Annotated in this window: 21 protein-coding genes and 3 rRNA genes; 10 read left to right on the plus strand and 14 right to left on the minus strand. The window is 65.3% G+C overall.

Going from position 1 to position 25,830, the window contains the following annotated elements; all coding sequences use genetic code 11:
* Positions 1-1,257 precede the first annotated feature (1,257 nt).
* Complete coding sequence (locus tag F6J85_RS12140; RefSeq protein WP_238706947.1) at positions 1,258-1,437, minus strand: helix-turn-helix domain-containing protein; 180 nt, start codon at positions 1,435-1,437, stop codon at positions 1,258-1,260.
* A 112-nt stretch (positions 1,438-1,549) separates the two neighbouring features.
* Here F6J85_RS12140 and F6J85_RS12145 point away from each other — a divergent pair, with 112 nt between their 5' ends.
* The 3 genes from F6J85_RS12145 (at position 1,550) to F6J85_RS12155 (ending at position 2,973) form a co-directional block, all read left to right on the plus strand.
* Entirely contained in the window at positions 1,550-2,164 is a 615-nt protein-coding gene (locus F6J85_RS12145) for a hypothetical protein (protein WP_150925325.1), read from the plus strand.
* A 237-nt stretch (positions 2,165-2,401) separates the two neighbouring features.
* Positions 2,402-2,605 (plus strand): hypothetical protein, encoded by a 204-nt coding sequence (locus F6J85_RS12150; RefSeq protein ID WP_135068004.1) that lies wholly within the window; start codon positions 2,402-2,404, stop codon positions 2,603-2,605.
* Entirely contained in the window at positions 2,602-2,973 is a 372-nt protein-coding gene (locus F6J85_RS12155; protein ID WP_150925327.1) for a type II toxin-antitoxin system death-on-curing family toxin, read from the plus strand. The genes F6J85_RS12150 and F6J85_RS12155 overlap by 4 nt, the downstream gene beginning before the upstream one ends.
* Positions 2,974-3,423: 450 nt before the next feature.
* On the opposite strand, the gene F6J85_RS12160 is transcribed toward F6J85_RS12155, so the two are convergent.
* Genes F6J85_RS12160 through F6J85_RS12170 form a run of 3 tightly spaced genes read right to left on the minus strand, consistent with a single transcriptional unit; the run spans position 3,424 to position 6,922 of the window.
* The gene (locus F6J85_RS12160; RefSeq protein ID WP_150925328.1) at positions 3,424-5,865 is read right to left on the minus strand and encodes a GAF domain-containing protein; all 2,442 of its coding nucleotides are present in this window, start codon (positions 5,863-5,865) and stop codon (positions 3,424-3,426) included.
* A 12-nt stretch (positions 5,866-5,877) separates the two neighbouring features.
* Complete coding sequence (locus tag F6J85_RS12165; protein ID WP_150925331.1) at positions 5,878-6,558, minus strand: response regulator transcription factor; 681 nt, start codon at positions 6,556-6,558, stop codon at positions 5,878-5,880.
* A 4-nt stretch (positions 6,559-6,562) separates the two neighbouring features.
* Positions 6,563-6,922, minus strand: coding sequence for a response regulator (locus F6J85_RS12170; RefSeq protein ID WP_150925333.1), 360 nt, complete (start codon positions 6,920-6,922; stop codon positions 6,563-6,565).
* Positions 6,923-7,058: 136 nt separating this feature from the next.
* On the opposite strand from F6J85_RS12170, the gene F6J85_RS12175 reads away from it, so the two are divergent.
* A complete protein-coding gene (locus tag F6J85_RS12175; protein ID WP_150925335.1) occupies positions 7,059-7,898 on the plus strand; it encodes an alpha/beta fold hydrolase in 840 nt (279 codons plus the stop codon).
* A gap of 28 nt (positions 7,899-7,926) precedes the next feature.
* A complete protein-coding gene (locus tag F6J85_RS12180) occupies positions 7,927-8,826 on the plus strand; it encodes an alpha/beta fold hydrolase (protein WP_150925337.1) in 900 nt (299 codons plus the stop codon).
* Between the two features lie 168 nt (positions 8,827-8,994).
* Here the strand turns inward: F6J85_RS12180 and F6J85_RS12185 are convergent, their stop codons facing one another.
* Positions 8,995-9,375 (minus strand): cupin domain-containing protein, encoded by a 381-nt coding sequence (locus tag F6J85_RS12185; protein ID WP_150925339.1) that lies wholly within the window; start codon positions 9,373-9,375, stop codon positions 8,995-8,997.
* A 53-nt stretch (positions 9,376-9,428) separates the two neighbouring features.
* Positions 9,429-10,163 carry an alpha/beta fold hydrolase gene (locus F6J85_RS12190; protein ID WP_150925341.1) on the minus strand — a complete coding sequence of 245 codons (735 nt, stop codon included), beginning with the start codon at positions 10,161-10,163 and terminating at the stop codon, positions 9,429-9,431.
* Between the two features lie 319 nt (positions 10,164-10,482).
* On the opposite strand from F6J85_RS12190, the gene F6J85_RS12195 reads away from it, so the two are divergent.
* Complete coding sequence (locus tag F6J85_RS12195; protein WP_150925343.1) at positions 10,483-11,424, plus strand: RNA polymerase sigma-70 factor; 942 nt, start codon at positions 10,483-10,485, stop codon at positions 11,422-11,424.
* 109 nt (positions 11,425-11,533) lie between these two features.
* A complete protein-coding gene (locus F6J85_RS12200; RefSeq protein ID WP_150925345.1) occupies positions 11,534-11,995 on the plus strand; it encodes a DUF6069 family protein in 462 nt (153 codons plus the stop codon).
* 12 nt (positions 11,996-12,007) lie between these two features.
* Here F6J85_RS12200 and F6J85_RS12205 read toward each other — a convergent pair whose 3' ends face one another.
* From F6J85_RS12205 to F6J85_RS12225, 5 genes are all read right to left on the minus strand, one after another.
* Positions 12,008-12,679 carry a Type 1 glutamine amidotransferase-like domain-containing protein gene (locus F6J85_RS12205; protein WP_150925347.1) on the minus strand — a complete coding sequence of 224 codons (672 nt, stop codon included), beginning with the start codon at positions 12,677-12,679 and terminating at the stop codon, positions 12,008-12,010.
* A 174-nt stretch (positions 12,680-12,853) separates the two neighbouring features.
* Positions 12,854-12,970, minus strand: a 5S ribosomal RNA gene (gene rrf / locus F6J85_RS12210).
* A gap of 106 nt (positions 12,971-13,076) precedes the next feature.
* A 23S ribosomal RNA gene (locus tag F6J85_RS12215) occupies positions 13,077-16,183 on the minus strand.
* A gap of 406 nt (positions 16,184-16,589) precedes the next feature.
* Positions 16,590-18,110, minus strand: a 16S ribosomal RNA gene (locus F6J85_RS12220).
* Together the 16S, 23S and 5S rRNA genes form the textbook arrangement of a ribosomal RNA operon.
* A 508-nt stretch (positions 18,111-18,618) precedes the next feature.
* Positions 18,619-19,599 carry a helix-turn-helix transcriptional regulator gene (locus tag F6J85_RS12225; RefSeq protein WP_150925349.1) on the minus strand — a complete coding sequence of 327 codons (981 nt, stop codon included), beginning with the start codon at positions 19,597-19,599 and terminating at the stop codon, positions 18,619-18,621.
* Positions 19,600-19,698: 99 nt separating this feature from the next.
* Here F6J85_RS12225 and F6J85_RS12230 point away from each other — a divergent pair, with 99 nt between their 5' ends.
* The gene (locus F6J85_RS12230) at positions 19,699-20,160 is read left to right on the plus strand and encodes a VOC family protein (protein WP_150925351.1); all 462 of its coding nucleotides are present in this window, start codon (positions 19,699-19,701) and stop codon (positions 20,158-20,160) included.
* 16 nt (positions 20,161-20,176) lie between these two features.
* Here F6J85_RS12230 and F6J85_RS12235 read toward each other — a convergent pair whose 3' ends face one another.
* Positions 20,177-21,010 carry an MBL fold metallo-hydrolase gene (locus tag F6J85_RS12235; RefSeq protein WP_150925353.1) on the minus strand — a complete coding sequence of 278 codons (834 nt, stop codon included), beginning with the start codon at positions 21,008-21,010 and terminating at the stop codon, positions 20,177-20,179.
* An 85-nt stretch (positions 21,011-21,095) separates the two neighbouring features.
* Positions 21,096-21,932 carry an EamA family transporter gene (locus F6J85_RS12240; RefSeq protein ID WP_150925355.1) on the minus strand — a complete coding sequence of 279 codons (837 nt, stop codon included), beginning with the start codon at positions 21,930-21,932 and terminating at the stop codon, positions 21,096-21,098.
* Positions 21,933-22,014: 82 nt separating this feature from the next.
* Between F6J85_RS12240 and pdxR the strand changes: the two genes are divergently transcribed.
* Both pdxR and F6J85_RS12250 read left to right on the plus strand, forming a co-directional pair.
* Complete coding sequence (gene pdxR, locus F6J85_RS12245; protein ID WP_150925357.1) at positions 22,015-23,487, plus strand: MocR-like pyridoxine biosynthesis transcription factor PdxR; 1,473 nt, start codon at positions 22,015-22,017, stop codon at positions 23,485-23,487.
* Between the two features lie 93 nt (positions 23,488-23,580).
* Positions 23,581-24,498 (plus strand): alpha/beta fold hydrolase, encoded by a 918-nt coding sequence (locus F6J85_RS12250; RefSeq protein ID WP_150925359.1) that lies wholly within the window; start codon positions 23,581-23,583, stop codon positions 24,496-24,498.
* Here F6J85_RS12250 and F6J85_RS12255 read toward each other — a convergent pair.
* Positions 24,426-25,781 (minus strand): NAD(P)-binding domain-containing protein, encoded by a 1,356-nt coding sequence (locus tag F6J85_RS12255; protein ID WP_238706948.1) that lies wholly within the window; start codon positions 25,779-25,781, stop codon positions 24,426-24,428. The two genes, F6J85_RS12250 and F6J85_RS12255, sit on opposite strands and share 73 nt — an antisense overlap.
* Positions 25,782-25,830 lie beyond the last annotated feature (49 nt).

A 25,830-nucleotide genomic window follows, 5' to 3' on the forward strand; every position in this document is an offset into this window, starting at 1 on the left:
GGCGCCGCTAGGGTTTCAAGGTGATGGAATGGGCGACCGAAGCGATCAACTCGGTCGCCGATTTCGTTCGAGAAATAGGGCCGGGGAGTTGGGCGGATTGGTTCGCGGCATTAGGAACCGTGGGGGCACTCGCTGCAACAGCGGTCATCTATGCACGGGATAGACGCCGCGCCCGCAGAGCGCTGGCAGACGATCTCAACGCTTGGACAGAATCTGCTCTAAGCCGTGAGACGGGCTGGCGAGTCGTCCTCCATCTCGAGAATGTGAGCGATCGAACGATTCCCGACATCTACATTCGGTCGCACCCGCATGCGCGGATGCAATCGAGGGGAGTGCTCGACAACACTAACGACTTCGGACTGCGACCAGGCGCCCGCGATTCGATCACGCTCCTTTACGGCGCGTCACCACCGATGCTTCCTCGGGCCAACAGCTCTAGCCCTCGCGTCGATGACCGGCTCTTCCTGTTCTTCTCAGACTCGCGTGGCAACAGCTGGGTCCGCGACGTACGTCGAAATCGGTACGTCGGTCGAGTTCGCGCGAGATTGCTTAGAGCACGAATGGAGCTTCGCGACGCGCGCACGCGGGCGAGTGTGACTCGAAGGTTGCGAGGCACCTTCAGCCCAACTCAGCCTGAGCGCGAGCGCAAGTAGTCGGTAGCGCACAGCCAGGCACCATCAGCGGGCATCGCGCTTCGGGATGGGTCGACGCCGACCGCGGAGGGGAGCATCTGGACTGGGATGACCTCTTCGCCGGGCGCTACTCCGTGGATTCGCCGAGCGGCCACGGCTCATATTGCACGTCTGCGAACGAGGAGACTTCCCGTTCAAGGCGCGCTGCGATCGCTCGACCTTGCAACCGCGACGTCTCGCGATTGCTCTCGTCATCCCAGCCGTCGAACGGGTCGAAGTGCGACTCCCACAAGGCGTTCCATGACGCGATGTCCCGTGTCAGCTCGTCTGAGAGCCCCCACATCTCGGGGTTGGTCGTGTATCCGCCGTCCCAGGCGGGGGTCGAGTTCTCCCAGAGCGGTCAGTCGCGCGCGTAGTCACGGGACAGGCGAATCACCCGTCGCGAAGCATCTCTTTCGGACACGCGCACGACGATACGCCACGCCTCTCGAAAGACTTCGTCGACGCAGCTACTCCTCCGATGGGCAGCCAGGTACTGCCCGCGCGGAGCCACCAGCGCGCAGCGCACGGATAGGGATCCTGAACGGGCAGCCGGATTCCATTACTCGCGGCGACCCCCGGCTGTTCAGGCGTCGACGCCGAAGGCGCGCAGCAACGGGACGCGGGGGATCATCCGGCGCGGGCCGAGTTGGACCGTGGGGATGGTCCCGCTCTCGATGCCGAGCTTGATCGTGCGGTAGTCGACGCCGACGAGTTTCGCCGCGTCCTTCATGGTCAGTGCGAGTGAGGTGGATGACGTGCTCATGACATTCTCCTTCGGTGGGCAACTAATGACATCCCTTGCTCACGCACTGTACACCCCTGAATGCCTCATGTCATCGCTTGCTCAGGCTCTGACGAACTGGCACACTCGCACCATGCCCGAACTCGTCATCGAACAGGTCGACGCGGAGATCATCGACACGGGGAACGGGGTCTTCATTCCGCGCTCGTGGGGGGCGGTCGTAACGGGCCTTCCCGAGATCCCGGGCGAGGTCCATGCGCGGATCGTCTACGACCCGACATTGCGGCGCGCGGTGGCGGAGTCGGTGCGCGTCGACCGCAGCGGGGCCGGGGATGAGGTGACCACGACTCTGCTGCGCGATATCCGCGTGCAGGCAATCGTGCAATGGGCTGCTGCTCGCGTCGTTCGCATCGACCGCGATGGTGGAGAGCCCGAGTCCTACGGCGAGTACATCGCGGGCCTGCGCACGGACGAGGGGCGCTCTGACGACCAGAACCTGCGTGAGGCGGTCAGGCTGTACCGACTTGGGTCGGTCATCAACGGCGGCCCGCTCAAGCTCGTCTCAGAGGAGCTCAATGTCAGTATCAGCACGGCAACCCGAATGATGAATCGTGCCCGCGTCGCCGGGCTCGTCGACGAGGCGACCGGTCGCGAGCTCTACGTTCAGGCTCGCGTACAGCAGCGTCGCGGGCGAACGACGGGACCCGTCGCCGGCCCGGGGCCATCCGGTCCATCGATCGACCGCTGAGCATCAAGGCTCCCCGCTTCGTCAACGCTTCTGCGGGCGTCGAAGCGGCGCTGGTGCATGCTCAGTCGGTTGTTCACTTTCGTGACATGTGCACGTAAATGTCCCACCTACGGACGCCGTTCGCCTGATCGCGCGCCTCGCGCTCAAGTAGCGCCTGCTACGAATCAAGCCCTTCGCCGCCCGCCGACTCCCGTCCCTCAGCGGTATCATAGTGACACCACAAGGGAAGGAACCGCCATGGCCCGGACTGTGCGCCTCTCGCCAGAGGCGGAATCGAAGCTCACCGAGCTCGCCTCCCTGATGGGACAGAGCAAGAACAGCGTGATCGAGAAGGCCGTGCTCGAGCTGGACGCTCGCACGATCCGGCGCGAGCGGGTACGCCGCGCGTTCGACCGGGTCCGCGACCGCGACGCTGAGCTGCTCGACCGGCTGTCCCAGTGACGGAGTACATCGAACCGGAGGACGTCGACGAACTCGTTGAGGACGAGGGATTTCACTACCGGGACCGCAACGGCGTGCTCTCCGCACTGGCGTCCCCCATGCCTGTGTTCGGCGAGGAAGTCTACCCAGGGATTCATCAGAAGGCGGCCGTGCTGATCAGCGCGATCAACCACAACCATCCACTGTTGGATGGAAACAAGCGGTTGAGCTGGTTCGTCACGGTGGCCTTCTACGACATCAACGGCTACGACCTGCGCGCCGGCGCCCAGGACGCCGACCGCTATATCCGGCTCATCGCCGGCGCGAATCCGCCGCCTCTGCACGACGTCGAATTGTGGCTCGACAAGCACACCTTCCCCTTGGACTGACCAGCAGCTCAGGCGCAGGGTCGCCCGGGGAGGATGCGAGCCGTCGTGGGTCCATTCCGGTGGCGAGGCCAGGGATGCCTCACTTGAGCACATTGCAGAGCGCAAGCTCACTACAGCGCTCCCTGCTTAGCAATGTGCTCATTTGCGTCTCGTTGCCGCAAGAGCGAGTTTGGGCGCTAGACGGCCCGCGTCCCGGACGCTCTAGAACGCTGATTCTTCAACGATTCTTGCCCGCATTCTGCCCGCAAACCATTTGCCGCAGCACGTTTCGTAGGGTTGCGCGATGTCGCCCACCCCCTCAAAGATCCGCGTAATTCCGCGGTTCCCGCGGTTTGAGGTCGGATTGAGCATTATGCTCAGTCGTGTTCGAGTCCCTCCAGGGGCATCTCTTCTTTCCCATCCTGTGCGTTCCTCTGCGACGCCGACTGCCTCTCGCTGGTTCGGTCCCATCTATCGCCGGTCCGACGCATCCAGGGGAATGCGGGCAACGATCCGGGTGCCGCGTTGCGCGGGACTCACCACTTCGATCGTTCCGCAACTCGCTTCGATGCGGTCTCTGAGCCCGGTCAAGCCTGTGCCGCGGGATGGGTCGGCGCCGCCCTTTCCGTCGTCTTCGATGGTGAGGACCAACTCCTCGGCATTGCCGGACAGCGCGCACGACACACTGACTTGTGTTGCCTGCGCGTGTTTGACCGCGTTCGTTATCGCTTCGGCGACCGTGAAGTACGCGGTTGTTTCGAGGGCCGGCGGCAGTCGGGGAATGACCAGCGTGAGATGCACAGGGATCGGGGTTTCGGCAGCCAGCGACTCGATGCCGGCAGCGAGCCCGTTGCGGCTGAGTGCTGCGGGCAGGATCCCGCGAACGATGTCCCGCAGTTGGCGATTCGCTTCTTCCGCGTGCGCCAGCGCATCGGCGAGCAGCTCGCTGACATCACCCCCGGCGGCAGCGGAGTCCCTCGCCAGCTTGAGGAGGAGGATGGTGTGCACGAGGCGCTGTTGCGCGCCGTCGTGAACGTCGCGTTGCAGTCGCCGTCGAGCCTCGTCTGCCGCGGCGATCACGCGCACGCGGGATTGGGTGAGGCCCGCCCGATGCTCCGCGTTGGCGATGGCCGCGGCCATCAGATCGGCGAATGGCTTCAGGCGGTCCCTGCCATCGATCCGGCTCGGAGAATCCGAGTCGACCGCGAGAGTCCCCCAGCTTTCGCCGTTGACGAGGATCGGCGCTTCGGCGTGGTGAACCCCGGCAGCCGGCTGCAGCCTGACCTCGGCCACCACGCGCGCTCCCCCGGATCCGCCGACGTGGCCGCGAACGACCTCCGCCGATGAGGCGTCGAGCACTCGGGCTGCCTCTTTCACGACCGCGCGGAACACCGTGGGCAGCGGCGATTCGCGTGCCACGAGCTCGGCGACATGGCGCAGGGCTGCCTGTTCATCCGCGAGGCGGCGCAGGATCTCTCGGGCTTCGGCGTTCGCGATGGCCGCCCACGTCAATTGGGCGAAGCCCTCCAGACGCTGTTCGGTGTCGGCCGGTAGTGGTGCGATCTGGGATGTCGAGACGAAGGCTCCCCACAGGCGGTCGTCGATGAACACCGGAACCCCGACCCCGGCGCGGATGCCGTACCGCCGGACGATCTCAGCGCTCGGCAAGGCGTCGAAATCGTCGACGCGAACGGCCTTCTTCGTCCGTGCCACCCGGTCGGATAGTGACCCCGGAGGGTGGACGACCCGGACCCCGGTCGGCACAGGACCGCCGTGCGTCGCGACGGCCACGATGGTGTCGGCGCTTTCGAATTGAAGGAGGGTGACCTCTTGCCCGCCCAGCTGCTCAGATGCCGCCCTGCAGATCACGGCGAGGATGTCGTCCAGCGGTCGCGCCCTCGGCGCCCTGTGGGCTGCCAGTTCAGCGATACGGCGCAGGGACGCGTGTTCGTCGATGAGTTCACTCAGATGCTGCCGGTTCGTGATCGCGAGGATGATGCGCCCGGCGACGTCACTCAGATCGGTCAGATGCTGCGTCGTCTGGCTCGGCAGCGCGGGCAGGGTCGTCTCGACGGTGAACGCGCCGACGCGCTCCTGCTGCGCGGTGACAGGAAATGTCACGGTCTGCGTCGGACGGATGGACGAGTCTGTCATCGACAGAACCGGGTTGGCAGCGGCTACCTCCACCCCGCCGATGGCGGTCAACGTGGCGTGCTCTATCCCGCCCAGTTTGGCCGCGTACTCCACGAGGCGCGTGGCGACGTCCGTGAGTGCGCCACCGTCGGCGTCGTGCTGGATCGAGCGCATGGCCGCGTCGTGTTCCGCCACAGCCCGAAGCTGACTTCGTGCCTCGATGCTGTCGAAGGATGCGGTGACCAGCTGCGCGAACGCGGCGAGCAGGTTCTCCGTCTCCGGCGGCAGCGGCCCGGCTGCCGAGCTGACGAAGAACATCCCCCACGTCCGGCCCTCCACGACGATCGGCGCCGCAACTCCTGCCACGATCCCGAAGCGCGCCGCCATTTCGGCATCCGGCTGGGTTCGGTAGTCATCGACGCGGAACGGCCGGCCAGTGCGGATCACGCGATCGGGAAGCGTGTCGGCTTCGAAGACGATGCGCGTGCCGGCAGCGGCCGGGCCGTCTGGAGAGGCCAGCACGAGCAACTGTCTGGGGCCGACGAACTGGGCCAGGGTCACAGGTAGGCCGCGCACCTGCCGCGAGGCCTCGCGAACGATCACGGCGATGACGTCGACGTCGGCACCCGCCCGAGCGATCAGGTTCGCGACGTCACGCAGAGCGCGTTCCTTCTCGACGAGGCTCCGGATCTCTTCGCGCTCCGTTCGAGTCCCGAACAGGCTCGTCTTCTGTTCCGCGCTGTCGATGCCGGGCTCAGTGCGATCTGGAACGTCGCCCATTCGAGAGGGTTTTCAGGCTCGTTGGGCGGTCAGGTATCGGAGCACAGCGCGGACGCGTCGGTGCTCGGTGCCTTCGGACGTGATCGACAGCTTGCGGAACACCGCGGTGACGTGTTTCTCCACTGCGGCGTTGCTGATGAGCAGGGCACGTGCGATTCCTTGATTGGACAAGCCCTCCGCCATCGCGGCGAGGACCGCCCGTTCCCGAGGGGTGAGCGGTGCGAGCTCTTGTGGGACGGAACGCGGCCGGAGCATGCGCGCGACGACCTCCGGATCCAGAGCGCTCCCACCCCGGGCGACGCGCGTCACAGCTTCGACGAAATCGCGGATGTCACCGACTCGCTCCTTCAGCAGGTAGCCGACACCCTCAGGCCGGTCGCCGATCAGCTCGATCGCGAACTCCGGGTCGCAGTGCTGAGTGAGGAGCACGACGCCCATCGTCGGTACGCGGTCACGCAGCTCGACCGCCGCCCGCAACCCATCGTCATCTCGTCGTGGCGGCATCCGGATGTCGACGACCGCGACGTCTGGCCTGTGGACGAGTGTTCTGGCCAGGAACTCCACGGCGTTGCCCGCCTCCGCGACCACGCTCAGTCCACCGTCGGTGAGGACGCGAACGACACCCTGCCGGAAAAGAAGATCATCCTCTCCAACGGACACCCGTACCGGCTGGTTCTGGATGTCGATGCTCATGGCCTTATTCGTGCTCGAGGAGGGAGCGGACAAGCGCACGGGACAGTTCGGTCTTGGGGACGAACGCCGCGGCGCCGGCAGCGGCCGCCTCTGCCGGCGTCGCCGCGTCGCTGTCGGAGGAGACGAGGATCACACGTATCCGCCATGGTGCCTCTGCGAGGATCCTGCTCAGTTCCAGGCCGGTTCCGTCGGGCAGACCGACATCGACGAACGCGACGTCGGGTCGCGACTCTGCCACTCGTCGCAACGCTTCCGTCACACTGCCTGCCTCACTTTCGGGCTGATAACCCCAGGTGGTGAGCATTCTCCTCGCCAAGACGCGAAAACGCTCGTCGTCATCGACGATCAGGACTGTCACGGCCATGGTCCCATCGTGCGACCCGCGCGAGCAACTGACCGTGGGGTTTGCCGGAAATCTTCTCGGGTTCACCGTGATGCGGGGGCGCCTGCCCGCGGGGCACGCTGACTGCGTCACCTACTTCGAGCCCGAGGAGCACACTGTGAGCACCATCACCGTCGGCGAAGAGAACTCCGCGCCGATCGACCTGTACTACGAAGATCAGGGCAGCGGCCGGCCGGTCGTCCTCCTTGCGGGGTGGCCCTTCGACGCTCGCTCGTGGGAGCCACAACTGCACCCGCTGCTCGATGCCGGATACCGAGTGATCGCCTATGACCGCCGTGGCTTCGGTCGATCGAGTGCACCCATCACGGGGTACGACTTCGACACCCTCAGCGCCGACCTGGACGTCGTGCTGCGCACCCTGGATCTTCGCGAGGCCACCATCGTCGGCTTTTCTCTGGGGACCGGCGAAGTGGCGCGCTACATCGGCCGGTTCGGCACCGAACGGCTGGCCAGCGCGGTTCTCATCGAGAGCCTGACACCGACCTTCACGCTCACCGACGAGAATCCGAAAGGAGTCGATGCGGCAGGGGTGTCCGGCGTGCAGCAGGCGATCCTGGCAGATCGGTTCGCGTGGCTGACCGGGATGATGGCCAACTTCCTGAACCTCGACGAGTACCAGGGCACGCTCGTCAGCGAGGACACCGTCCGTGCGATGTGGTCCGCCGGCGCTGCTGCGTCTCCCTACGCGACCTGGGCATGTCCGCAGACCTGGCTGGAGGATTTCCACGCCGACCTGGAACGGTTCGACGTGCCCGCATTGATCATCCACGGCACTGCCGACCGCATCCTCTCGATCGACGGGCAAGGTCGCCGCGCTCACGAAGCCCTGCCGGCGGCACGTTACGTCGAGATCGAGGGCGGTCCGCACATCAATCCCGTCACCCACACGGCGGACGTCAACCGCGAACTCCTGCGGTTTCTCGCCGCCCCGTCCTGACGGAACCCGTCACGACACCGCTGACATCATGTTCGACACCTTCACCGCCCGACCGATCAAGGTCGCACGCGGACCCATCTTCACGCTGACTGCTGGCGAAGGCCCTCCGATCCTGCTGCTGCACGGGTACCCGCAGACGCATCTGATGTGGCACGCAGTGGTCGATCAGCTCACGGGCGACCACACGGTCGTCGTGGTCGACCTGCCCGGTTACGGTGGATCCTTCCGGCCCGAGACCGCCGCCGATCACGGCACGTACTCCAAGCGAGCCATCGGGGATGACCTGGTCGAACTGATGCACGTCCTGGGCTTTTCCGCCTTCGCGGTCGCCGGGCACGACCGTGGCGGCCGGATCGCCTACCGGATGGCGGTGGATCACCCGGACGTGATCTCCGCCGCCGGCGTATTCGACGTCGTGCCGACCGGAGAAGTGTGGTCCCGTGCCAACGCTCAGATGGCCTTGACGTACTGGCATTGGGCGTTTCTCGCACAGCCGGCACCTCTCCCGGAGGATCTGATCAACGCGAACCCCTCCGCGTTCTTCGACCACCACGTCCGCGCGCTCGGCCTCGGGCGCGCCCCTGGCCGCTACCCCGAAGAGCTCATGGCGCAATACCGCGCACTCCTGGATGACCCGAGCGTCGTTCACGGCATCTGTGAGGACTATCGCGCCGGCGCGGGAGTGGACCGGGAGCACGACGACGACGACAAAGCGGACGGCCGTCAGATCCGCTGCCCGCTGCTGGTGCTGTGGAGCGCGCAGGGTGCGCTGCCCAAGTTCTACGGGGACGTGCTGGCCCTCTGGCGCCCATGGGCGAAGGATCTGCGGGGGCGCGGCCTGGACGCCGGGCACTTCCTGGTTGAGGATCAGCCCGAGCAGGTCGCGCAGGAGCTTCTACACCTCGCCTCAATGGGGCATGTGCCGTGACGACGACGAAGGCCGGAGTCATCCCATTCGCGTCCACCCTGCTCTGGCGATCCCTGTGATGAACCGGGATCCGGCGACGCACCGCGCAGGTACGTGCCGCTCAGCGACTGATGGAGACGGAGAGGTCCTCAAGGAGGGCGGAAAGCTCCCCCACCGGTCGCGCCGCCGTCACCGCTCCAAAGTGGCAACGGGCTCGCCGGTCTCCACGATGTAGGTCGACAGCATCCTCCCGGTGTCGGGACCGAGGTCGGTCGCGTTATGGGGGACTCCTGGCGGGATGAGGAAGCCGTCGCCGGCGTTCAGGATCTGGGTCGTGGCGTCTTCGCGTTCCATGCGCACCTTCCCGGCGACGATGTAACCGACCTCCTCTCCGGGGTGGTGGTGCCATCCGGAGGACACGTCAACGGGGATCTCGGTGAGCACCTGAACGATGTCTCGTCCGGGGATCGATGAGGGGGCGTGCTGGATCTCCGTCCGCGTGAGCCGTCCTCGCAGCTCGTCTGCTGCCTGTCCGCCGGCGACATCGGGAGTGGGGGCTGAATCGTTCATGATGTCTTCCTTCGACTGGGTTCGCGAGGGCCGTGGCTGCCGGGGTGACGCGGCTAAGTGCCGGTGGTCGCATCCGCGGCTTCGCGGATGAGGTCGAACACCTGGGCGGCTTCGGGGATGCCGACGGTATGCGATCCTCCCTTGACCTCGATGGTCTTCTTGGCGCCGGCACGGTCTGCCATGAAGTGGTGCACGGCGGCGGGGATGTTCTTGTCGAGCTCGCCGAAGAGGAACCACGACGGGATGGACTTCCAGGCTGGCTCACCCGAGGCCTCTCCGAAAGCGGACTCCTGAATGGGGCGCTGCGTGACCGCCATCACCGCAGCGATCTCGGCGGGCGAATCCGCCGCGAACTGCGCACGGTATCTGTCCTGCTCGATGTACAGGTCGACTCCGCCGCCGGGCAGCGCGACTGACCTGAGAGTCTCCGCGAGCGTCGAGCCAGGCAGCTTCCCGGCCAGGTCTCCCGGCGTCTCACCGGCCTCCGGCGCGAAGGCCCCGATGTACACCAGCGCCTTCACCCGTGAATTGCCCGCGCCGCCGCCGCTGATCACCGTGCCGCCGTAAGAGTGCCCCACGAGGATGATGTCGCCGCTGATGCCCTCCAACGTGGCCCGCAGGTAGTCGGAGTCGAACGCCACGCCACGAAGCGGGTTCGCGACCGCGATCGCGGGGTACCCGTCATCCAGCAGCAATGAGATCACCCCGCTCCAACTCGACGACTCGGCGAACGCGCCGTGCACGAGCACGACCGTCGGGTGGGAAGTGGATTCCGGGGTGATGCTCATGTCGCCGTCTCCTCCATGGCAGTGCAGACCGTCAGTGCGCCGTGGAGTATGGGTCACTCCGAAGGCGCCCTACCGTTCCGGTCGCTTCAGTTGAGTTGCCTGACAGTCTTCGCGGTCTCGGCCTGGAGCGCGCGCCGGTCAGCCGGAGAAGATTTCCGGAGAACCCCACGCTCAGCGATCCCGGCCGATGCTCGGCAGTGCGGTGAGTGAGTACCCTCGGACCAAGGGCGGGCCGGGCCGGCGCTTCACGACGCGCAGGGGGTTCGGGCGGATGCCCCGTGACAGCTGTACCGACGTCGGTGGGGAGGTGGCACGCGAGATGCCGGATCCCGTTGATGCGTCGCGACTGAAGGAGTTCGAGGAGCTGCGGCCCCTGCTGTTCTCCATCGCCTACCGCATGCTGGGCAGCGTGGGCGAGGCCGAAGATGCCGTCCAGGAGACGTGGCTGCGCTACCAGACCAGCGCGACGCGTCCGGTGTCACCGAAGGCGTTCCTATCGTCAGTGGTCACGAGGATCGCGATCAACGAACTGCGCTCAGCCCGAGCCCGCCGCGAGCAGTATGTCGGTGAGTGGTTTCCGGAGCCTCTGCTGGAAGACCCGTATCAGGATCCTCAGCGTGCCGCAGAACTGGCCGAATCGGTATCGATGGCTGCACTTGTGCTTCTGGAGCGGCTCACTCCTGTGGAACGCGCGGTTTTCGTCCTCCGCGACGTGTTCGGGTTCGGCTTCGGCGAGATCTCCCCCATCGTCGAACGCTCGGAAGCCGCCTGCCGGCAGGTGGCGGTGCGGGCGCGGCGCCATATGGAGGCCGGCCTCCCCCGCTTCGACGCCGATCGACGGGCACGTGAGCAGCTGGCTGAGCGCTTCTTCGCCGCGGTGGTGACGGGAGATGTCGACGGGTTGCGGGCGCTCCTGGCCGCCGACGTCCAGCTCGCTTCCGACAGCGGCGGCAACGCCCCCAGCCTGCCGAGGACCGTCGTCGGTGCGGACAACGTGGCTCGCGTGCTGTCGTCGGCGCGTGCCGGACTCTCGCAGATCGGTCTCACTGTGGAGACCCGTGAACTCAACGGCCAGCCCGGCGCACTCGTCCGCGACCAGGCGGGCAGAGTCTTGAGCGTCATGGTGCTCGATGTCCTCGACGCCCGGGTCCAGTTCATCCGCACGGTGATCAACCCCCACAAGCTCGCCCATCTGGGTCCCGTGTCGGACTCGTGGGCGGTTCGCGCGGCCTATCTCCGCGCAAGGGCGGGCAGACGGTAGGGGCGACACTCTCCTCCGGGCCGAGGGCCGACGGATGTCACAATCCCCCGGGCTGTCCTGTCCTGGGTGGTAAGCCCCCGCTTTCCGCGGACGACAGAAGGAGCATCCCATGGTCGGTTCACTCCCCCGCGAACGCACGATGCTGCGGCGCGACCGAGGCACCAGGACCTTCATCGTCGTAGTCGTCATCTGCTGTGGGATCGCCGTCGCGCTCAACGTGACTCTCTTCACGATCGGGAGGGTGACCGGAGCATCCCTCCGCGTCGACCCTCGCTGGGGCGACCCTGACCACCTCGTCATCATCGGCGACGTGGTGTGGAAGACCCTCGTCCCCCTCGTCCTCGGAGCGATCGTGCTCGGCCTGATCGCCCCGCGGTCGCGGCGCTGGACGACGATCACGATCGTCGCAGGAAGCCTCGTGGCGGGAGTCAGCATCCCCCTGGTCGCCACGGGCGCGCACGACCTGCCGACCGCGGCGGTACTCTCCGCCATGCACACGGTCACGGGGCTGGCCTACGTGGCGATCGGGATCAGCGCCCACCGACAGTTCGCCCTCAACGGGCGCGCGTAGGAACCAACGGGGTCAGGGGTTCAGTGCCTCCCAGTGGCCCTCTGAGACCACGGTCACAGCCCCATCCACGACGGCGATCGCCGTCTGGTCGTCGATCGCGTACGCCGGTCCGGGGATCGAGAGCGCCCATCGCCGCGCACTCGCGAGAGTGTTGGCGGCCCAACCCCGGTAATCGAGGTGGGGGAAGATCGAGAAGTCCACCACGCCGAGGGCCTCGTCGGCGCCGCCCGGCTTCCAGTCCACGAACTCCGCGCCGATCCGGGGTGTCATCACCATGCTGCCGGCGCTCACCCCGACCCACACGGTGTCGGGGTGATCGGGCAGGAGCTGCGCCAGCCCCGACTCCCGCAGCCAATGCGCCAGGTAGATCGCCTCGCCGCCGTCGACGAGGAGCACGTCGGCGTCACGCACCCAGGGCACCCAACGATCCGGGCCGATGCTCGGCAGTGCGGTGAGCTCGAGGACCCCGACCGACTTCCAGCCCAGCTCACACAGGCCGCCCGGAGAAGACCAGCGGCCGGCCGTCGACCGCCACACCGACTGGGGTGAGCACGCCGGGTGTCCCCACTGAGCGGTGGGGACGAAGAGGGCATCGCAATCCGCGACGTCTCTGCCGAGCATTTCCGTCAGCGCCGAACGGATGGAGCCGTTCGTCACGCCGCCCGACGTGAGCAAGAGCTTCACCGCAGCCTCCTGTCGAGGCCGGGCGCCCGCGTTCTGCGGGATCGCGACCTCCGCACCATCTCACCGGAGCGGGCACCCCGTTGCAAGGGCGCGGCCTCCGGTCGGATGCGCGCGAAAACAGGTCTGTAAACGCGAAATGGCCACCCCGCGTTGGGTGGCCATTTCTCGGAAGAAGTCCGGCGGTGTCCTACTCTCCCACAGGGTCCCCCCTGCAGTACCATCGGCGCTGTGAGGCTTAGCTTCCGGGTTCGGAATGTAACCGGGCGTTTCCCTCACGCTATGGCCGCCGAAACACTATTGATGTTTCAGTCGTACACAAACGTAGTTCTATGTTGTGTTGTTGTTCCCGACCGTACATCGGGAACCACTCAGTGGACGCAAGCACCAAAAACGGTGTGTTATCAAGTCATCGGCTTATTAGTACCGGTCAGCTTCACGTGTTGCCACGCTTCCACATCCGGCCTATCAACCCAGTAGTCTGGCTGGGAGCCTCTCGCCCGAAGGCATGGAAGTCTCATCTTGAGGCCGGCTTCCCGCTTAGATGCTTTCAGCGGTTATCCATCCCGAACGTAGCTAATCAGCGGTGCTCCTGGCGGAACAACTGACACACCAGAGGTTCGTCCAACCCGGTCCTCTCGTACTAGGGTCAGATCCTCTCAAACTTCCTACGCGCGCAGCGGATAGGGACCGAACTGTCTCACGACGTTCTAAACCCAGCTCGCGTACCGCTTTAATGGGCGAACAGCCCAACCCTTGGGACCTACTCCAGCCCCAGGATGCGACGAGCCGACATCGAGGTGCCAAACCATGCCGTCGATATGGACTCTTGGGCAAGATCAGCCTGTTATCCCCGAGGTACCTTTTATCCGTTGAGCGACAGCGCTTCCACAAGCCACTGCCGGATCACTAGTCCCGACTTTCGTCCCTGCTCGACCTGTCAGTCTCACAGTCAAGCTCCCTTGTGCACTTACACTCGCCACCTGATTGCCAACCAGGTTGAGGGAACCTTTGGGCGCCTCCGTTACTTTTTGGGAGGCAACCGCCCCAGTTAAACTACCCACCAGGCACTGTCCCTGAACCGGATTACGGTTCTAAGTTAGATATCCAGAGTGACCAGAGTGGTATTTCAACAATGACTCCACATGAACTGGCGTCCATGCTTCACAGTCTCCCACCTATCCTACACAAGCCACACCGAACACCAATACCAAGCTGTAGTAAAGGTCACGGGGTCTTTCCGTCCTGCTGCGCGTAACGAGCATCTTTACTCGTAATGCAATTTCGCCGAGTTCGCGGTTGAGACAGTTGGGAAGTCGTTACGCCATTCGTGCAGGTCGGAACTTACCCGACAAGGAATTTCGCTACCTTAGGATGGTTATAGTTACCACCGCCGTTTACTGGGGCTTAAATTCTCAGCTTCGCCTTGCGGCTAACCGGTCCTCTTAACCTTCCAGCACCGGGCAGGCGTCAGTCCGTATACATCGTCTTGCGACTTGGCACGGACCTGTGTTTTTAGTAAACAGTCGCTACCCACTAGTCTCTGCGGCCTCCAAACGCTTTCGGAGCAAGTCCTAATACGCCGAAGGCCCCCCTTCTCCCGAAGTTACGGGGGCATTTTGCCGAGTTCCTTAACCACGATTCTCTCGATCTCCTTGGTATTCTCTACCTGACCACCTGAGTCGGTTTGGGGTACGGGCGGCTTGAACCTCGCGTCGATGCTTTTCTTGGCAGCATAGGATCACCCACTTTTCATCCGCATCGTGTCTCAGCCTTAATGAGTGACGGATTTGCCTATCACTCGGCCTACGCACTTGCACCAGGACAACCATCGCCTGGCTTGGGCTACCTTCCTGCGTCACACCTGTTAATACGCTAACCGCACCAGCATGGGGTCGAGCGTTCGCCAAGACGGCTTCACCCCGAAGGGATCCATCCATTCCTGGTTAGGACTCTTAGCACCACTGGATTAGCTTGGGCGGTTCTTCGCCGGTACGGGAATATCAACCCGTTGTCCATCGACTACGCCTGTCGGCCTCGCCTTAGGTCCCGACTTACCCAGGGAAGATTAGCTTGACCCTGGAACCCTTGGTCTTTCGGAGGACATGTTTCTCACATGTCTTTCGCTACTCATGCCTGCATTCTCACTCGTGTGGCCTCCACGGCTGGTTCACACCGCCGCTTCGCTGGCCACACGACGCTCTCCTACCCATCAACACGGCTGGACCACGAAGGCCTACCAATAATGTCAATGCCACAACTTCGGTGGCGTGCTTGAGCCCCGTTACATTGTCGGCGCGGAATCACTTGACCAGTGAGCTATTACGCACTCTTTCAAGGGTGGCTGCTTCTAAGCCAACCTCCTGGTTGTCTAAGCAACTCCACATCCTTTCCCACTTAGCACGCGCTTAGGGACCTTAGTTGGTGGTCTGGGTTGTTTCCCTCTCGACTATGAAGCTTATCCCCCACAGTCTCACTGCTGCGCTCTCACTTACCGGCATTCGGAGTTTGGCTGACGTCAGTAACCTTTTGGGGCCCATCGGCCATCCAGTAGCTCTACCTCCGGCAAGAAACACGCAACGCTGCACCTAAATGCATTTCGGAGAGAACCAGCTATCACGAAGTTTGATTGGCCTTTCACCCCTATCCACAGCTCATCCCCTCAGTTTTCAACCTAAGTGGGTTCGGTCCTCCACGACGTCTTACCGTCGCTTCAACCTGGCCATGGATAGATCACTTCGCTTCGGGTCTAGGACACGCGACTGAATCGCCCTATTCAGACTCGCTTTCGCTACGGCTACCCCACTCGGGTTAACCTCGCCACGTATCGCTAACTCGCAGGCTCATTCTTCAAAAGGCACGCTGTCACAGCTGCTATGGCTGCTCCAACGGTTTGTAAGCAAACGGTTTCAGGTACTATTTCACTCCCCTCCCGGGGTACTTTTCACCTTTCCCTCACGGTACTTGTCCGCTATCGGTCATCTGGGAGTATTTAGGCTTATCAGGTGGTCCTGACAGATTCACACGGGATTTCTCGGGCCCCGTGCTACTTGGGATACTCTTCGCGTCAAGAGAGGCATTTCGACTACGGGGTTCGCACCCTCTATGACCGGCCTTTCAAGACCGTTCGTCTATACCTTCTTGTAACGCCGACAGATCGGCAGAACTGTCTGAAAAGTCCCACAACCCCGAATACGCAACTCCTGCCGGATATCACACGTACTCGGTTTAGCCTGTTCCGGTTTCGCTCGCCACTACTAACGGAATCGCGGTTGCTTTCTCTTCCTGTGGGTACTGAGATGTTTCACTTCCCCACGTTCCCTCTACCCGCCCTATATATTCAGGCGGGAGTCACTGGGTCGGCACGCCGCCCAGCGGGGTTTCCCCATTCGGAAATCCTCGGATCGAAGTGTGCTTATCCACTCCCCGAGGCTTATCGCAGATTGCTACGTCCTTCTTCGGCTCCAGATGCCAAGGCATCCACCGTTTGCTCTTAAAGACTTGAAATCACATGAGTTTTATCAAAGAATCGGTCCGGACAAAGTCCGGCTCGAAATTGACTAATGATCTTTAAGATCATCTATGAGAACTGACCGAAGTCAGTTCAAAGATGCTCGCGTCCACTGTGTAGTTCTCAAAGTACGGGCGGTACCCTCCCCCGCCACCGCAAACACGGCAACAGAAAAAGGCCCAGAGGTTCAGCTGCGGTATAAAACCGCACCCGGTCCCTCAGGACCCAACAGCGTGCATGTGCCGGCCAACCCACCCAGTACTTTTCCAGCTGCAAGCAGCGTACTCAAAACCAGGCGACCCGATCGGCACCCCATCAAATGTTCCACCCATGAGCTACCAGCGAGAACATTCGTCTCGATCTGGCGCCTGGACACCCCAAAGGGTGCCAGATGCTCCTTAGAAAGGAGGTGATCCAGCCGCACCTTCCGGTACGGCTACCTTGTTACGACTTAGTCCTAATTACCGATCCCACCTTCGACAGCTCCCTCCACAAGGGTTGGGCCACCGGCTTCAGGTGTTACCGACTTTCATGACTTGACGGGCGGTGTGTACAAGACCCGGGAACGTATTCACCGCAGCGTTGCTGATCTGCGATTACTAGCGACTCCGACTTCATGAGGTCGAGTTGCAGACCTCAATCCGAACTGGGACCGGCTTTTTGGGATTCGCTCCACCTTACGGTATTGCAGCCCTTTGTACCGGCCATTGTAGCATGCGTGAAGCCCAAGACATAAGGGGCATGATGATTTGACGTCATCCCCACCTTCCTCCGAGTTGACCCCGGCAGTATCCCATGAGTTCCCACCATTACGTGCTGGCAACATAGAACGAGGGTTGCGCTCGTTGCGGGACTTAACCCAACATCTCACGACACGAGCTGACGACAACCATGCACCACCTGTATAGAGACCTTGCGGGGCGACTGTTTCCAGCCGTTTCCTCTATATGTCAAGCCTTGGTAAGGTTCTTCGCGTTGCATCGAATTAATCCGCATGCTCCGCCGCTTGTGCGGGTCCCCGTCAATTCCTTTGAGTTTTAGCCTTGCGGCCGTACTCCCCAGGCGGGGAACTTAATGCGTTAGCTGCGTCACGGAGACCGTGGAATGGCCCCCACAACTAGTTCCCAACGTTTACGGGGTGGACTACCAGGGTATCTAAGCCTGTTTGCTCCCCACCCTTTCGCTCCTCAGCGTCAGTTACGGCCCAGAGATCTGCCTTCGCCATCGGTGTTCCTCCTGATATCTGCGCATTCCACCGCTACACCAGGAATTCCAATCTCCCCTACCGCACTCTAGTCTGCCCGTACCCACTGCAGGCCCGAGGTTGAGCCTCGGGTTTTCACAGCAGACGCGACAAACCGCCTACGAGCTCTTTACGCCCAATAATTCCGGATAACGCTTGCGCCCTACGTATTACCGCGGCTGCTGGCACGTAGTTAGCCGGCGCTTTTTCTGCAGGTACCGTCACTTTCGCTTCTTCCCTGCTAAAAGAGGTTTACAACCCGAAGGCCGTCATCCCTCACGCGGCGTTGCTGCATCAGGCTTCCGCCCATTGTGCAATATTCCCCACTGCTGCCTCCCGTAGGAGTCTGGGCCGTGTCTCAGTCCCAGTGTGGCCGGTCACCCTCTCAGGCCGGCTACCCGTCGACGCCTTGGTGAGCCATTACCTCACCAACTAGCTGATAGGCCGCGAGCCCATCCCAGACCGAAAAATCTTTCCAGCTGCTGACCATGCGGTCGCAGCTCGTATCCGGTATTAGCAGCTGTTTCCAACTGTTATCCCAGAGTCCGGGGCAGGTTGCTCACGTGTTACTCACCCGTTCGCCACTGATCCAGGGAGCAAGCTCCCCTTCACCGTTCGACTTGCATGTGTTAAGCACGCCGCCAGCGTTCATCCTGAGCCAGGATCAAACTCTCCGTAAAAGAATTTTGCTGCGAACAGACCGGAATAGGTCCACCCGAGCGAGCTTGATCTGACGATCGGATGTCATTACTGACATTTATCCGTTTAATCTCAAAAGAATCTCACCGGCCAGCAAAGCTGACCGCGAGGTTTTTTGGCATTTGACAAGTGCACGCTGTTGAGTTCTCAAGGATCGGATGCTCCTGCTACTCAGCCTCTCAGCCTCGCCCGCAGGGCAACTTCTCTATCTTACCCGACTCCGTCGAGCTGTCAAATCGGCGCCTCCGTGACGATCAGACGTCACCGAACGGCGCTCCATGACGGCTTCTGGAGCGGGTACCTCCATTCTACGCCCGAGGGCACGAGCTCTCAACGAGAGCTCAGGAGAAGGGAGGGTGTTCTCCGCTTGAGGGGGGTGAGGCTCTCGGCCTCTCCGCTTCCCTGTGGGGCGAACGATCAATAGCCTACGACGGCCCTGCCGCACCCGGCAAGTCGGGCGCGGCCCGGGCGTGTCGCGGCCTTCGCGGCTCACCGGGCCGCCGCCGCGTAGCGGGTCGCAAGCGTCGCGAACGCACGGCCCAGCTCCGGCGGGCCGACCACGTCGACCTCGGCGTCGAACCTGCCCAGGGATGCTGCCAACGCGGCCCATGACCAGGAGCCGGCCGTGTAGAGGCATCGGTCGGTGCCTCGCGGCTCGACGTGGCCGTCGCCGGCGAACGGGAGCACCTGGGCGGCCGGCAGATGCAGAACGACCGTCCCCGTGCACGGCCAGGCGTTCACCCCCGCCGAGCCCTTGAACCGCGCCGACACGTAGGCCTGGGCATCGCCGCCGGGGACCTCACGCGGGGTGAACCTGGGCCCCGTGGGCGTGCGCGGCGTGATGCGGTCGGCGCGGAAGATGCGCCAGTCGTCGACATCCAGGTCCCACGCGACGAGGTACCACCGGCGTGAGGCGGCGACGAGGTGGTGCGGCTGCACCCGTCGCGGCGGCGTGGACTCGTGTTCGACCGCATCCGGATTCGAACCGGCGTAATCGAATCGCAGCGTCTCGCGGGCGCGAACGGCGGTGGAGAGGGCGACCAGCACATCCGGCGACACCGCAGCCCCGAGCCCCTCACCCGGGGGCGCGACCGTCGTGAAGCCGACGGCGTCCAGGCGATGGCGAAGTCGCGAGGGCATCACCTGTCGCACCGTGGTCAGCGCTCTCAGCGCGCCCTCCTCGATGCCGGCCCCCGTGGCCGTCGCCGACTGCAGCGCGATCGTGAGCGCGATGATCTGCTCGTCGTCGAACAGCAGCGGCGGCAGTTCGCTCCCCGCATCCAGGCGGTATCCGCCGTCCGGCCCCATCGCGGCGTGGATGCGGTATCCCATCTGCCGCAGCCGGTCGACATCGCGGCGCACCGTGCGATGGCTCACCCCGAGCCGATCGGCCAGCAGCGCGCCCGGCCAGTCGCGCCTGGTCTGCAGCAGCGACAGCAGATTCAGCAGGCGTGAAGTGGTCGTCGTCATTTCTCGAGGGTATGTGCAGTGCAGGACCGATCCCGTCCTATACCCCTGCCACAGTGGGTGCCGCCGGGAAAGCCCCGGCGCAACGCTCGAGGAGCAGATATGACCATCACCACGACCACCCACCTCAATTTCCATGGCCGCGCCCGCAAGGCTCTGGAGTTCTACCACTCGGTCTTCGGCGGGCACCTCACGACCGCCACCTACGCGGATTTCGGCATGCCCGCCGACGCCCCGGGCGCCGAGAACATCGTGTTCGGCGAGGTGCGAAGCGCCGACGGGTTCCGGATCATGGCCTACGACATCCCCGGGCAGCCTGCCGGCGGCGCGGGCGGGACGACGCGCCGCGAGAACGGGGTCACCATCACCGACCAGCCGTTCTTCGTCTCCGTCCGCGGCGACTCCCTCGATGAGGTGACGGCCTATTGGGACGCGCTGTCCGACGACGCCTCGATCATCGAGCCGCTCGCGGCGTCGGCGTGGAGCCCGGGCTTCGGCATGCTCACCGACGGCTTCGGCGTCACCTGGATCCTCGACGTCGCCACCTCCGAAACCGCGGGATAGTGTCCGCTGCAGCCCGTCACCGCCCGCCGTGCTCCCCGGACGGCGGCGTGGGCTTCTCGGCGAGGCGCTGCAGTTGCCACCGATGCACGTCGGCGAGCCAGTACAGCGGCGCGGACGGACCGACCCGCTCGTCTTCGGGGAGCGCGCCGTCGCGCAGAGCCTGCACGTAGGCGCGGTCCTGTTCGATGCGCTCCCGCACCTGGCCTGCCGTTCCGACCGAACCATGGCCGGGGACGACGGCACGGACGTCGTCCGCGACGTCCTGGAACAGCTGCAGTGCGGTCAGGTAATCCTCCAGCGGCTGGGCGGCATCAACGTCGAGGAAGGGCATCAGGATGTCGGAGAGCATGTCGCCCGCGACGAGGATGCCGCGCTCCTCGACCAGCAGCGCCGCATGCCCCGCGGCGTGGGCGCGATGCTCGATGATCCGCACCGTCGGACCGTCCCACGGGATGCGGACGGCGCCCCGGGGCAGCGCGGTGATCTCCCCGAACAGGTCGAGCGGGATCTCATCCGCGTACTCGGGCGGGAGGCCCACAGCCACCTGCTCCGGCCAGTCGGGCTGCGCGAGCAGTTCCGCCATGGTCGCGGCGCACAGCGCCGTTCCGTAACGGGGCGCTTCGCCGAGCGCCGCGTGCCAGAGAACGTGATCCCAATCCGGATGCGTGGCGAAACCCGCGACGACCCGTTGACTCATCCCGCGGATGTCGTCGGCAAGCCCCGTCATCTCGTCGTGCGTGAGACCGGGGTCGATCACGAGCACACCGTCGCGTCCTCGGACGACCACGGAGTTGCTCTGGATGAAGTCGCTCTCGTGAACGAAGACGCCGTCAGCGATCTGCGTGAGCATGAGCCGCCCTCCGGGTGTGCGTGTGCCGGCGTGCGGGCCGCGGGTGATTCATCGGTCGTCTCCAGTTCGTGGCGGATGGGGCGGATCAGCCGAACGCCATGGCGGCGACGGCGACGATGCAGACGGCGATGCCCGCCCGCTGACCGGGCGCGACCCGCTCCCGGAGGAAGCCGGCTGCCAGCAGCACCGTGACGGCGGGATAGAGGGAGGCGAGCACTCCGGCGATCCCCAGTCCGGTCGTGCCACTGGCGGCGAAGAACGCGAGGGTGCCGGCCGCGCCCAGCACACCGGCGCCGCTCCCCCAGCCCAGCACGCCGGTCGCGGGGCGCCACACCTGTCCGAGGGCGGCCGCCGTCGCGACCGTGAGGATCGCACCGGTCAGCTGATTGACGGCGAGCGGCACGAGGCCCGCGCCGTCGGAGATCTGCGCCAGCGCGATGAAGAGCACGCCGAAGCCCACGCCCGCGAGCGTGCCGTCGACGAGCGCTCCGCGCATGGCGGAGCGCTGCGTGGAGGTGTCGCGCGCGACCAGCCAGATTCCCGGCAGTGCCACGGCCATCCCCACCCAGACGAGCCATCCCGGCCGTTCTCCGAAGGCCGCACCCGCCAGCACGGGCAGGACCGCGGCGCCGATCGCCGAAATGGGAGCCACCAGGCCCATGCGCCCCCGCGCCAGCCCGCGGTACAGGAAGATGCTGCCCGACGCCGACCCGAGCCCGGCGACCACCGCCCAGGCGAAATCCGACGCGAGCGGGCTGCCGGGCAGCATCAGCCCCGCCACGACCATGACCAGTGCGCCGGCGCTCTGCCCCACCAGGACCACTTGCCATGTGGTGTACCGACGGGAACCCAGCCCACCGACGAAATCCGATGCACCGTACGCCACGGCGGAGGCGAGGCCGAGGAGGATGCCGAGGTTCATGCATCGACTCTGCCGCCCGGGCGGTCCGGGGTGAAGGTCCGCTTCCCTGGTCGTGGACTGGACCATTCGATGTAATGGGGCGATGACGGTGGACTGGTCGCACGGGGGTCCGGATCTGCTCGTGTCGCTCGACCGCGATGCCGGGGCCATCGGCATCCAGATCCAGGACCAGCTTCGCGCCGCCATCCGTGAGCGGCGACTCGTATCCGGGGAGCGCCTGCCGTCGACTCGGCGCCTGGCGGCTCTGCTCGGAGTCGCCCGCGGCACGATCGTCGAGGTCTACGAGCAGCTCCTCGCCGAGGGCTACGTGCTCGCGACGGTGGGTTCGGGCACACGGGTGGCCGCGATACCGGCTCCCGAGGAACCGGCCGGGCGCGCCACGCCCGCCATCCCGGCCGGGTCACCTCGACCGATCGACTTCGAATACGGCATCCCCGACCTGCGGACGGTGCCGCTGTCGGATTGGAGCTGGGCGGTTTCGAAGGCGACGCAGACGCTGACGACGGCTGCACTCGGCGACGACGACCCGGCCGGTTCGCGGCACCTCCGCGACGTCGCCTCCGCCTACCACCGGCGCGTCCGGGCGGGAAGCGCCAGCACCGAGGACGCCGTCATCGTCGCGGGCTTCCGGCAGGGACTGACCTTCGCTCTCGCGGCGCTGGCTCAGCACGGCATCCACCGGATCGCACTGGAGGATCCCGGACCGCGCGACCACGACGTGATCGCGCGGCGGGCGGGCCTGGAGGCCGTGCCGGTCCTCGTCGACGCCGACGGGCTGGATGTGGACCGTCTGCGCAGGACCGGCGCACGGGCGGTGCTGCTGACACCGGCCCACCAGTGCCCGACCGGTGTGGCGCTCGGGCCATCGCGACGGCGAGAGCTCCTCGGCTGGGCGGAGGAGGTCGACGGAATCATCCTGGAAGACGACTATGACGCCGAGTTCCGATACGACCGGCAGCCCGTCGGGTCGCTGCACGGCCTGAACCCGCGCAGGGTCATCGCGCTGGGCTCCGTCAGCAAGACCCTGGCGCCGGCGATCCGGCTCGGCTGGGTGCTCGCGCCGCCACGGTTGCGCGACGGCATCATCGAGGAGAAGCGACTCAGCAGCCGGGGCGCGCCGGGCCTGGATCAGGAAGCGCTGGCGCTGCTGATGGAGACGGGCCGGTTCGATCGCCATCTGCGGCGAGTGCGGGAGACCTATCGGGCGCGCCGCGACATCCTGGCTGCGGAGGTCGATCGCGCCTTCGGGCCGGGCCGGCTCACCGGTCTCGCCGCGGGATGCCACGCCGTCCTGCAGCTTCCCGCCGGGTCGAGCGAGCGGGAGGTGGCCGCGACCGCGGCGACCATGGGCGTGCTCGTCAACACACTCGGCCAGTACCGGTTCTCGGCGGAGGCCACGCAGGCCGACCCCCTCCCCCCGGCTCTGGTGATCGGCTTCGGCAACGTCGACGAAGCCCGCATCCGCGACGGCATCCGCATTCTCGCTGCGGCAGAGGCCGCGGCACGGCGCCCGGGATCGGCGCCCCCGAAACCGCCGCATCCCCCCGCGGCCTGACCGGCCGCTCACGCCCGCCGCCGCAACGCGGCGCGGGTGCCCGATGAGCGCAACCCCCTCCGGCGCCCCGACCGCCGCCGATCAGGATGGGGCATGGCCCCTTCACGCGTCCAGACATTCCGCCACGCCGACCTGGTCTTCGACGTGTCCGACACGGGGCCGATCGGCGGCCCGGTCGTCGTCCTCCTGCACGGCTTCCCGGGATCGCGGCGTACGTGGGACGCCGTGGCGCCGCTGCTGGCCGCCGGTGGCGCCCGGGTCATCGCGTTCGACCAGCGCGGCTACTCGCCGCGGGCGCGCCCGCGCCGGCGACGCGACTACCGGACCGCCGACGTCACCGGCGACGTGGTCGCCCTCCTGGATCGGCTCGACGTCGACCGCGTGCACCTGGTCGGGCATGACTGGGGCGGATTCGTCGCGTGGCGGATGGCGGCGGCCGCCCCGCAGCGCCTCACCGGCATGACCGTGCTGTCCACGCCGCATCCGAGCGCGATGCTTCGTTCGCTTGTCTCCTCGGCACAGGGCCTGCGATCGCTCTACATCGCCTTCTTCCAGCTGCCGCTGCTGCCCGAGACCGTACTGCGGCCTCGCCTGGCCCGGCTGCTGGAGTCTTCGGGGCTCCCCGCTCCCATCGCCCGGGAATACCAGCGGTTCCTGGCGCAGCCGGGAGCCCTGCGTGCCGCACTGCACTGGTACCGCGGAATGGGGCTGCCCGACCGGCGCCGGGGGCGTCCGGCACGGTCTCGCGTGCACGTGCCGACCACGTACGTGTGGGGCAACGCAGACCAGGCGCTCGGGCGACGCGCTGCCCAGCTCACGCGGCAGTGGGTGCGGGCGCCGTATCGCTTCGTCGAGGTGGACGAGGGACATTGGCTCCCCGAGCGCGCGGCGGGAAGGGTGGCGCAGGAGATCCTCGCCACCCTTCCGGCCGCATCGCGCTACGCCGAACCGGCAGAACCGGCCGAATCGACGAGGTTCCCCACGTCGTCCGGCTCGGGCTCGGACAGGTAGCGCTCGAGGCTGTCGTCCAGTTCGGACAGCCAGGGGGTGTGGTGCACCGAGGCCATCGTCCCCGTCATCACCGACGGGTACACGGCGTCGCGGTAACCCAGGATGTTGACCTGCTTGTCGTGCTTCCAGGCCAGGAAGATCCGCACGACCTCGTCGAGGTCGAACATCGGATAGTCGGTCAGATCGATCAGGTCGCGGATGTAGTCGGCCTGGAACCTGATCTCATCGGCCGGCCCGTTCAATCCGCGGAACCGCTGGAGCCACGCATCCATGTCCTGCCGACGAGCCTCAGGACCGGGAAGCTCGAAGTCACCCAGGATGACGTCGCGGACGAACCATGCCTGCGCGTCGAACATGTTGAACGTGAACCACTGGTCCTGCGCGCCCAGGTAGAACAGCTTCTCGTTGGCCTCCGAGACCACGCCGCGGTACAGGCCGTCGGGGTAGAGGCAGTTGGGCGAATCCAGCGCCAGGTCGGACGGCAGGAACGGGTAGTGGTGCAGGTACCCCGTGCACAGCACGACGGCATCGAAGTCGCCGCTGGTGCCGTCGCTGAAATGCACGGTCGATCCCTCGAAACGCTCGACGAGCGGTACCTCTCGCATGCCCTTGGGCCAGTCGAATCCCATGGGCTTGGTGCGGTAGCTGAAGGTGACCGAGCGCGCGCCCATCTTGTACGCCTGCACACCGATGTCTTCGGCGGAGTAGCTCGCGCCGATCAGGAGGACGTCCTTGTCGGCGAGGGCCTCCGCGCCGCGGAAGTCGTGGGCGTGGCGCAGGCTGCCGGGGAAGGTCTCGATACCGGCGAACTCGGGCACGTTGGGGTAGCTGAAGTGGCCGCTGCCGACCACGACGTAATCGAACTCACTGGTCTCGGTGCGGTTCTCGACCGCGTCGTGGACCGTCACGCTGAAGGTCTGGGTGTCCTCGTTGTACTGGACCCACCGCACCACGGTGTTGAAACGCACGTACTGCTTGACGTCGCTCTTCTCGACCCGGCCGTTGATGTAGTCCCACAGCACCGCGCGCGGCGGATACGACGAGATCGGCCGGCCGAAGTGCTCGTCGAAGGTGTACTCGGCGAACTCGAGCGCCTCCTTCGGCCCGTTGGACCACAGGTTGCGGTACATGCTGGAGTGCACCGGCTCCCCGTGCGCGTCCAGGCCCGTGCGCCACGTGAAGTTCCACTGCCCGCCCCAATCGGCCTGCTTCTCGAAGCACACGATCTCGGGCATCTCCCGGCCGGTGTTCCGAACGGACTCGAAAGCCCGAAGCTGTGCCATCCCGCTGGGTCCGGCTCCGATGATTGCAACGCGAGAAGTCAAACCGTTC

It is taken from the genome of Microbacterium lushaniae (genome assembly GCF_008727775.1).
GTDB classification, from domain to species: domain Bacteria; phylum Actinomycetota; class Actinomycetes; order Actinomycetales; family Microbacteriaceae; genus Microbacterium; species Microbacterium lushaniae.

Excerpts from the sequence above, each read along its gene's own strand:
- F6J85_RS12140 (WP_238706947.1), bottom strand. The coding sequence starts at position 1,437 with ATGAGCACGTCATCCACCTCACTCGCACTGACCATGAAGGACGCGGCG.
- F6J85_RS12145 (WP_150925325.1), top strand. The coding sequence starts at position 1,550 with ATGCCCGAACTCGTCATCGAACAGGTCGACGCGGAGATCATCGACACG.
- F6J85_RS12150 (WP_135068004.1), top strand. The coding sequence starts at position 2,402 with ATGGCCCGGACTGTGCGCCTCTCGCCAGAGGCGGAATCGAAGCTCACC.
- F6J85_RS12160 (WP_150925328.1), bottom strand. The coding sequence starts at position 5,865 with ATGGGCGACGTTCCAGATCGCACTGAGCCCGGCATCGACAGCGCGGAA.
- F6J85_RS12165 (WP_150925331.1), bottom strand. The coding sequence starts at position 6,558 with ATGAGCATCGACATCCAGAACCAGCCGGTACGGGTGTCCGTTGGAGAG.
- F6J85_RS12170 (WP_150925333.1), bottom strand. The coding sequence starts at position 6,922 with ATGGCCGTGACAGTCCTGATCGTCGATGACGACGAGCGTTTTCGCGTC.
- F6J85_RS12180 (WP_150925337.1), top strand. The coding sequence starts at position 7,927 with ATGTTCGACACCTTCACCGCCCGACCGATCAAGGTCGCACGCGGACCC.
- F6J85_RS12185 (WP_150925339.1), bottom strand. The coding sequence starts at position 9,375 with ATGAACGATTCAGCCCCCACTCCCGATGTCGCCGGCGGACAGGCAGCA.
- F6J85_RS12190 (WP_150925341.1), bottom strand. The coding sequence starts at position 10,163 with ATGAGCATCACCCCGGAATCCACTTCCCACCCGACGGTCGTGCTCGTG.
- F6J85_RS12195 (WP_150925343.1), top strand. The coding sequence starts at position 10,483 with ATGCCGGATCCCGTTGATGCGTCGCGACTGAAGGAGTTCGAGGAGCTG.
- F6J85_RS12200 (WP_150925345.1), top strand. The coding sequence starts at position 11,534 with ATGGTCGGTTCACTCCCCCGCGAACGCACGATGCTGCGGCGCGACCGA.
- F6J85_RS12225 (WP_150925349.1), bottom strand. The coding sequence starts at position 19,599 with ATGACGACGACCACTTCACGCCTGCTGAATCTGCTGTCGCTGCTGCAG.
- F6J85_RS12230 (WP_150925351.1), top strand. The coding sequence starts at position 19,699 with ATGACCATCACCACGACCACCCACCTCAATTTCCATGGCCGCGCCCGC.
- F6J85_RS12235 (WP_150925353.1), bottom strand. The coding sequence starts at position 21,010 with ATGCTCACGCAGATCGCTGACGGCGTCTTCGTTCACGAGAGCGACTTC.
- F6J85_RS12240 (WP_150925355.1), bottom strand. The coding sequence starts at position 21,932 with ATGAACCTCGGCATCCTCCTCGGCCTCGCCTCCGCCGTGGCGTACGGT.
- pdxR (WP_150925357.1), top strand. The coding sequence starts at position 22,015 with ATGACGGTGGACTGGTCGCACGGGGGTCCGGATCTGCTCGTGTCGCTC.
- F6J85_RS12250 (WP_150925359.1), top strand. The coding sequence starts at position 23,581 with ATGGCCCCTTCACGCGTCCAGACATTCCGCCACGCCGACCTGGTCTTC.
- F6J85_RS12255 (WP_238706948.1), bottom strand. The coding sequence starts at position 25,781 with ATGGCACAGCTTCGGGCTTTCGAGTCCGTTCGGAACACCGGCCGGGAG.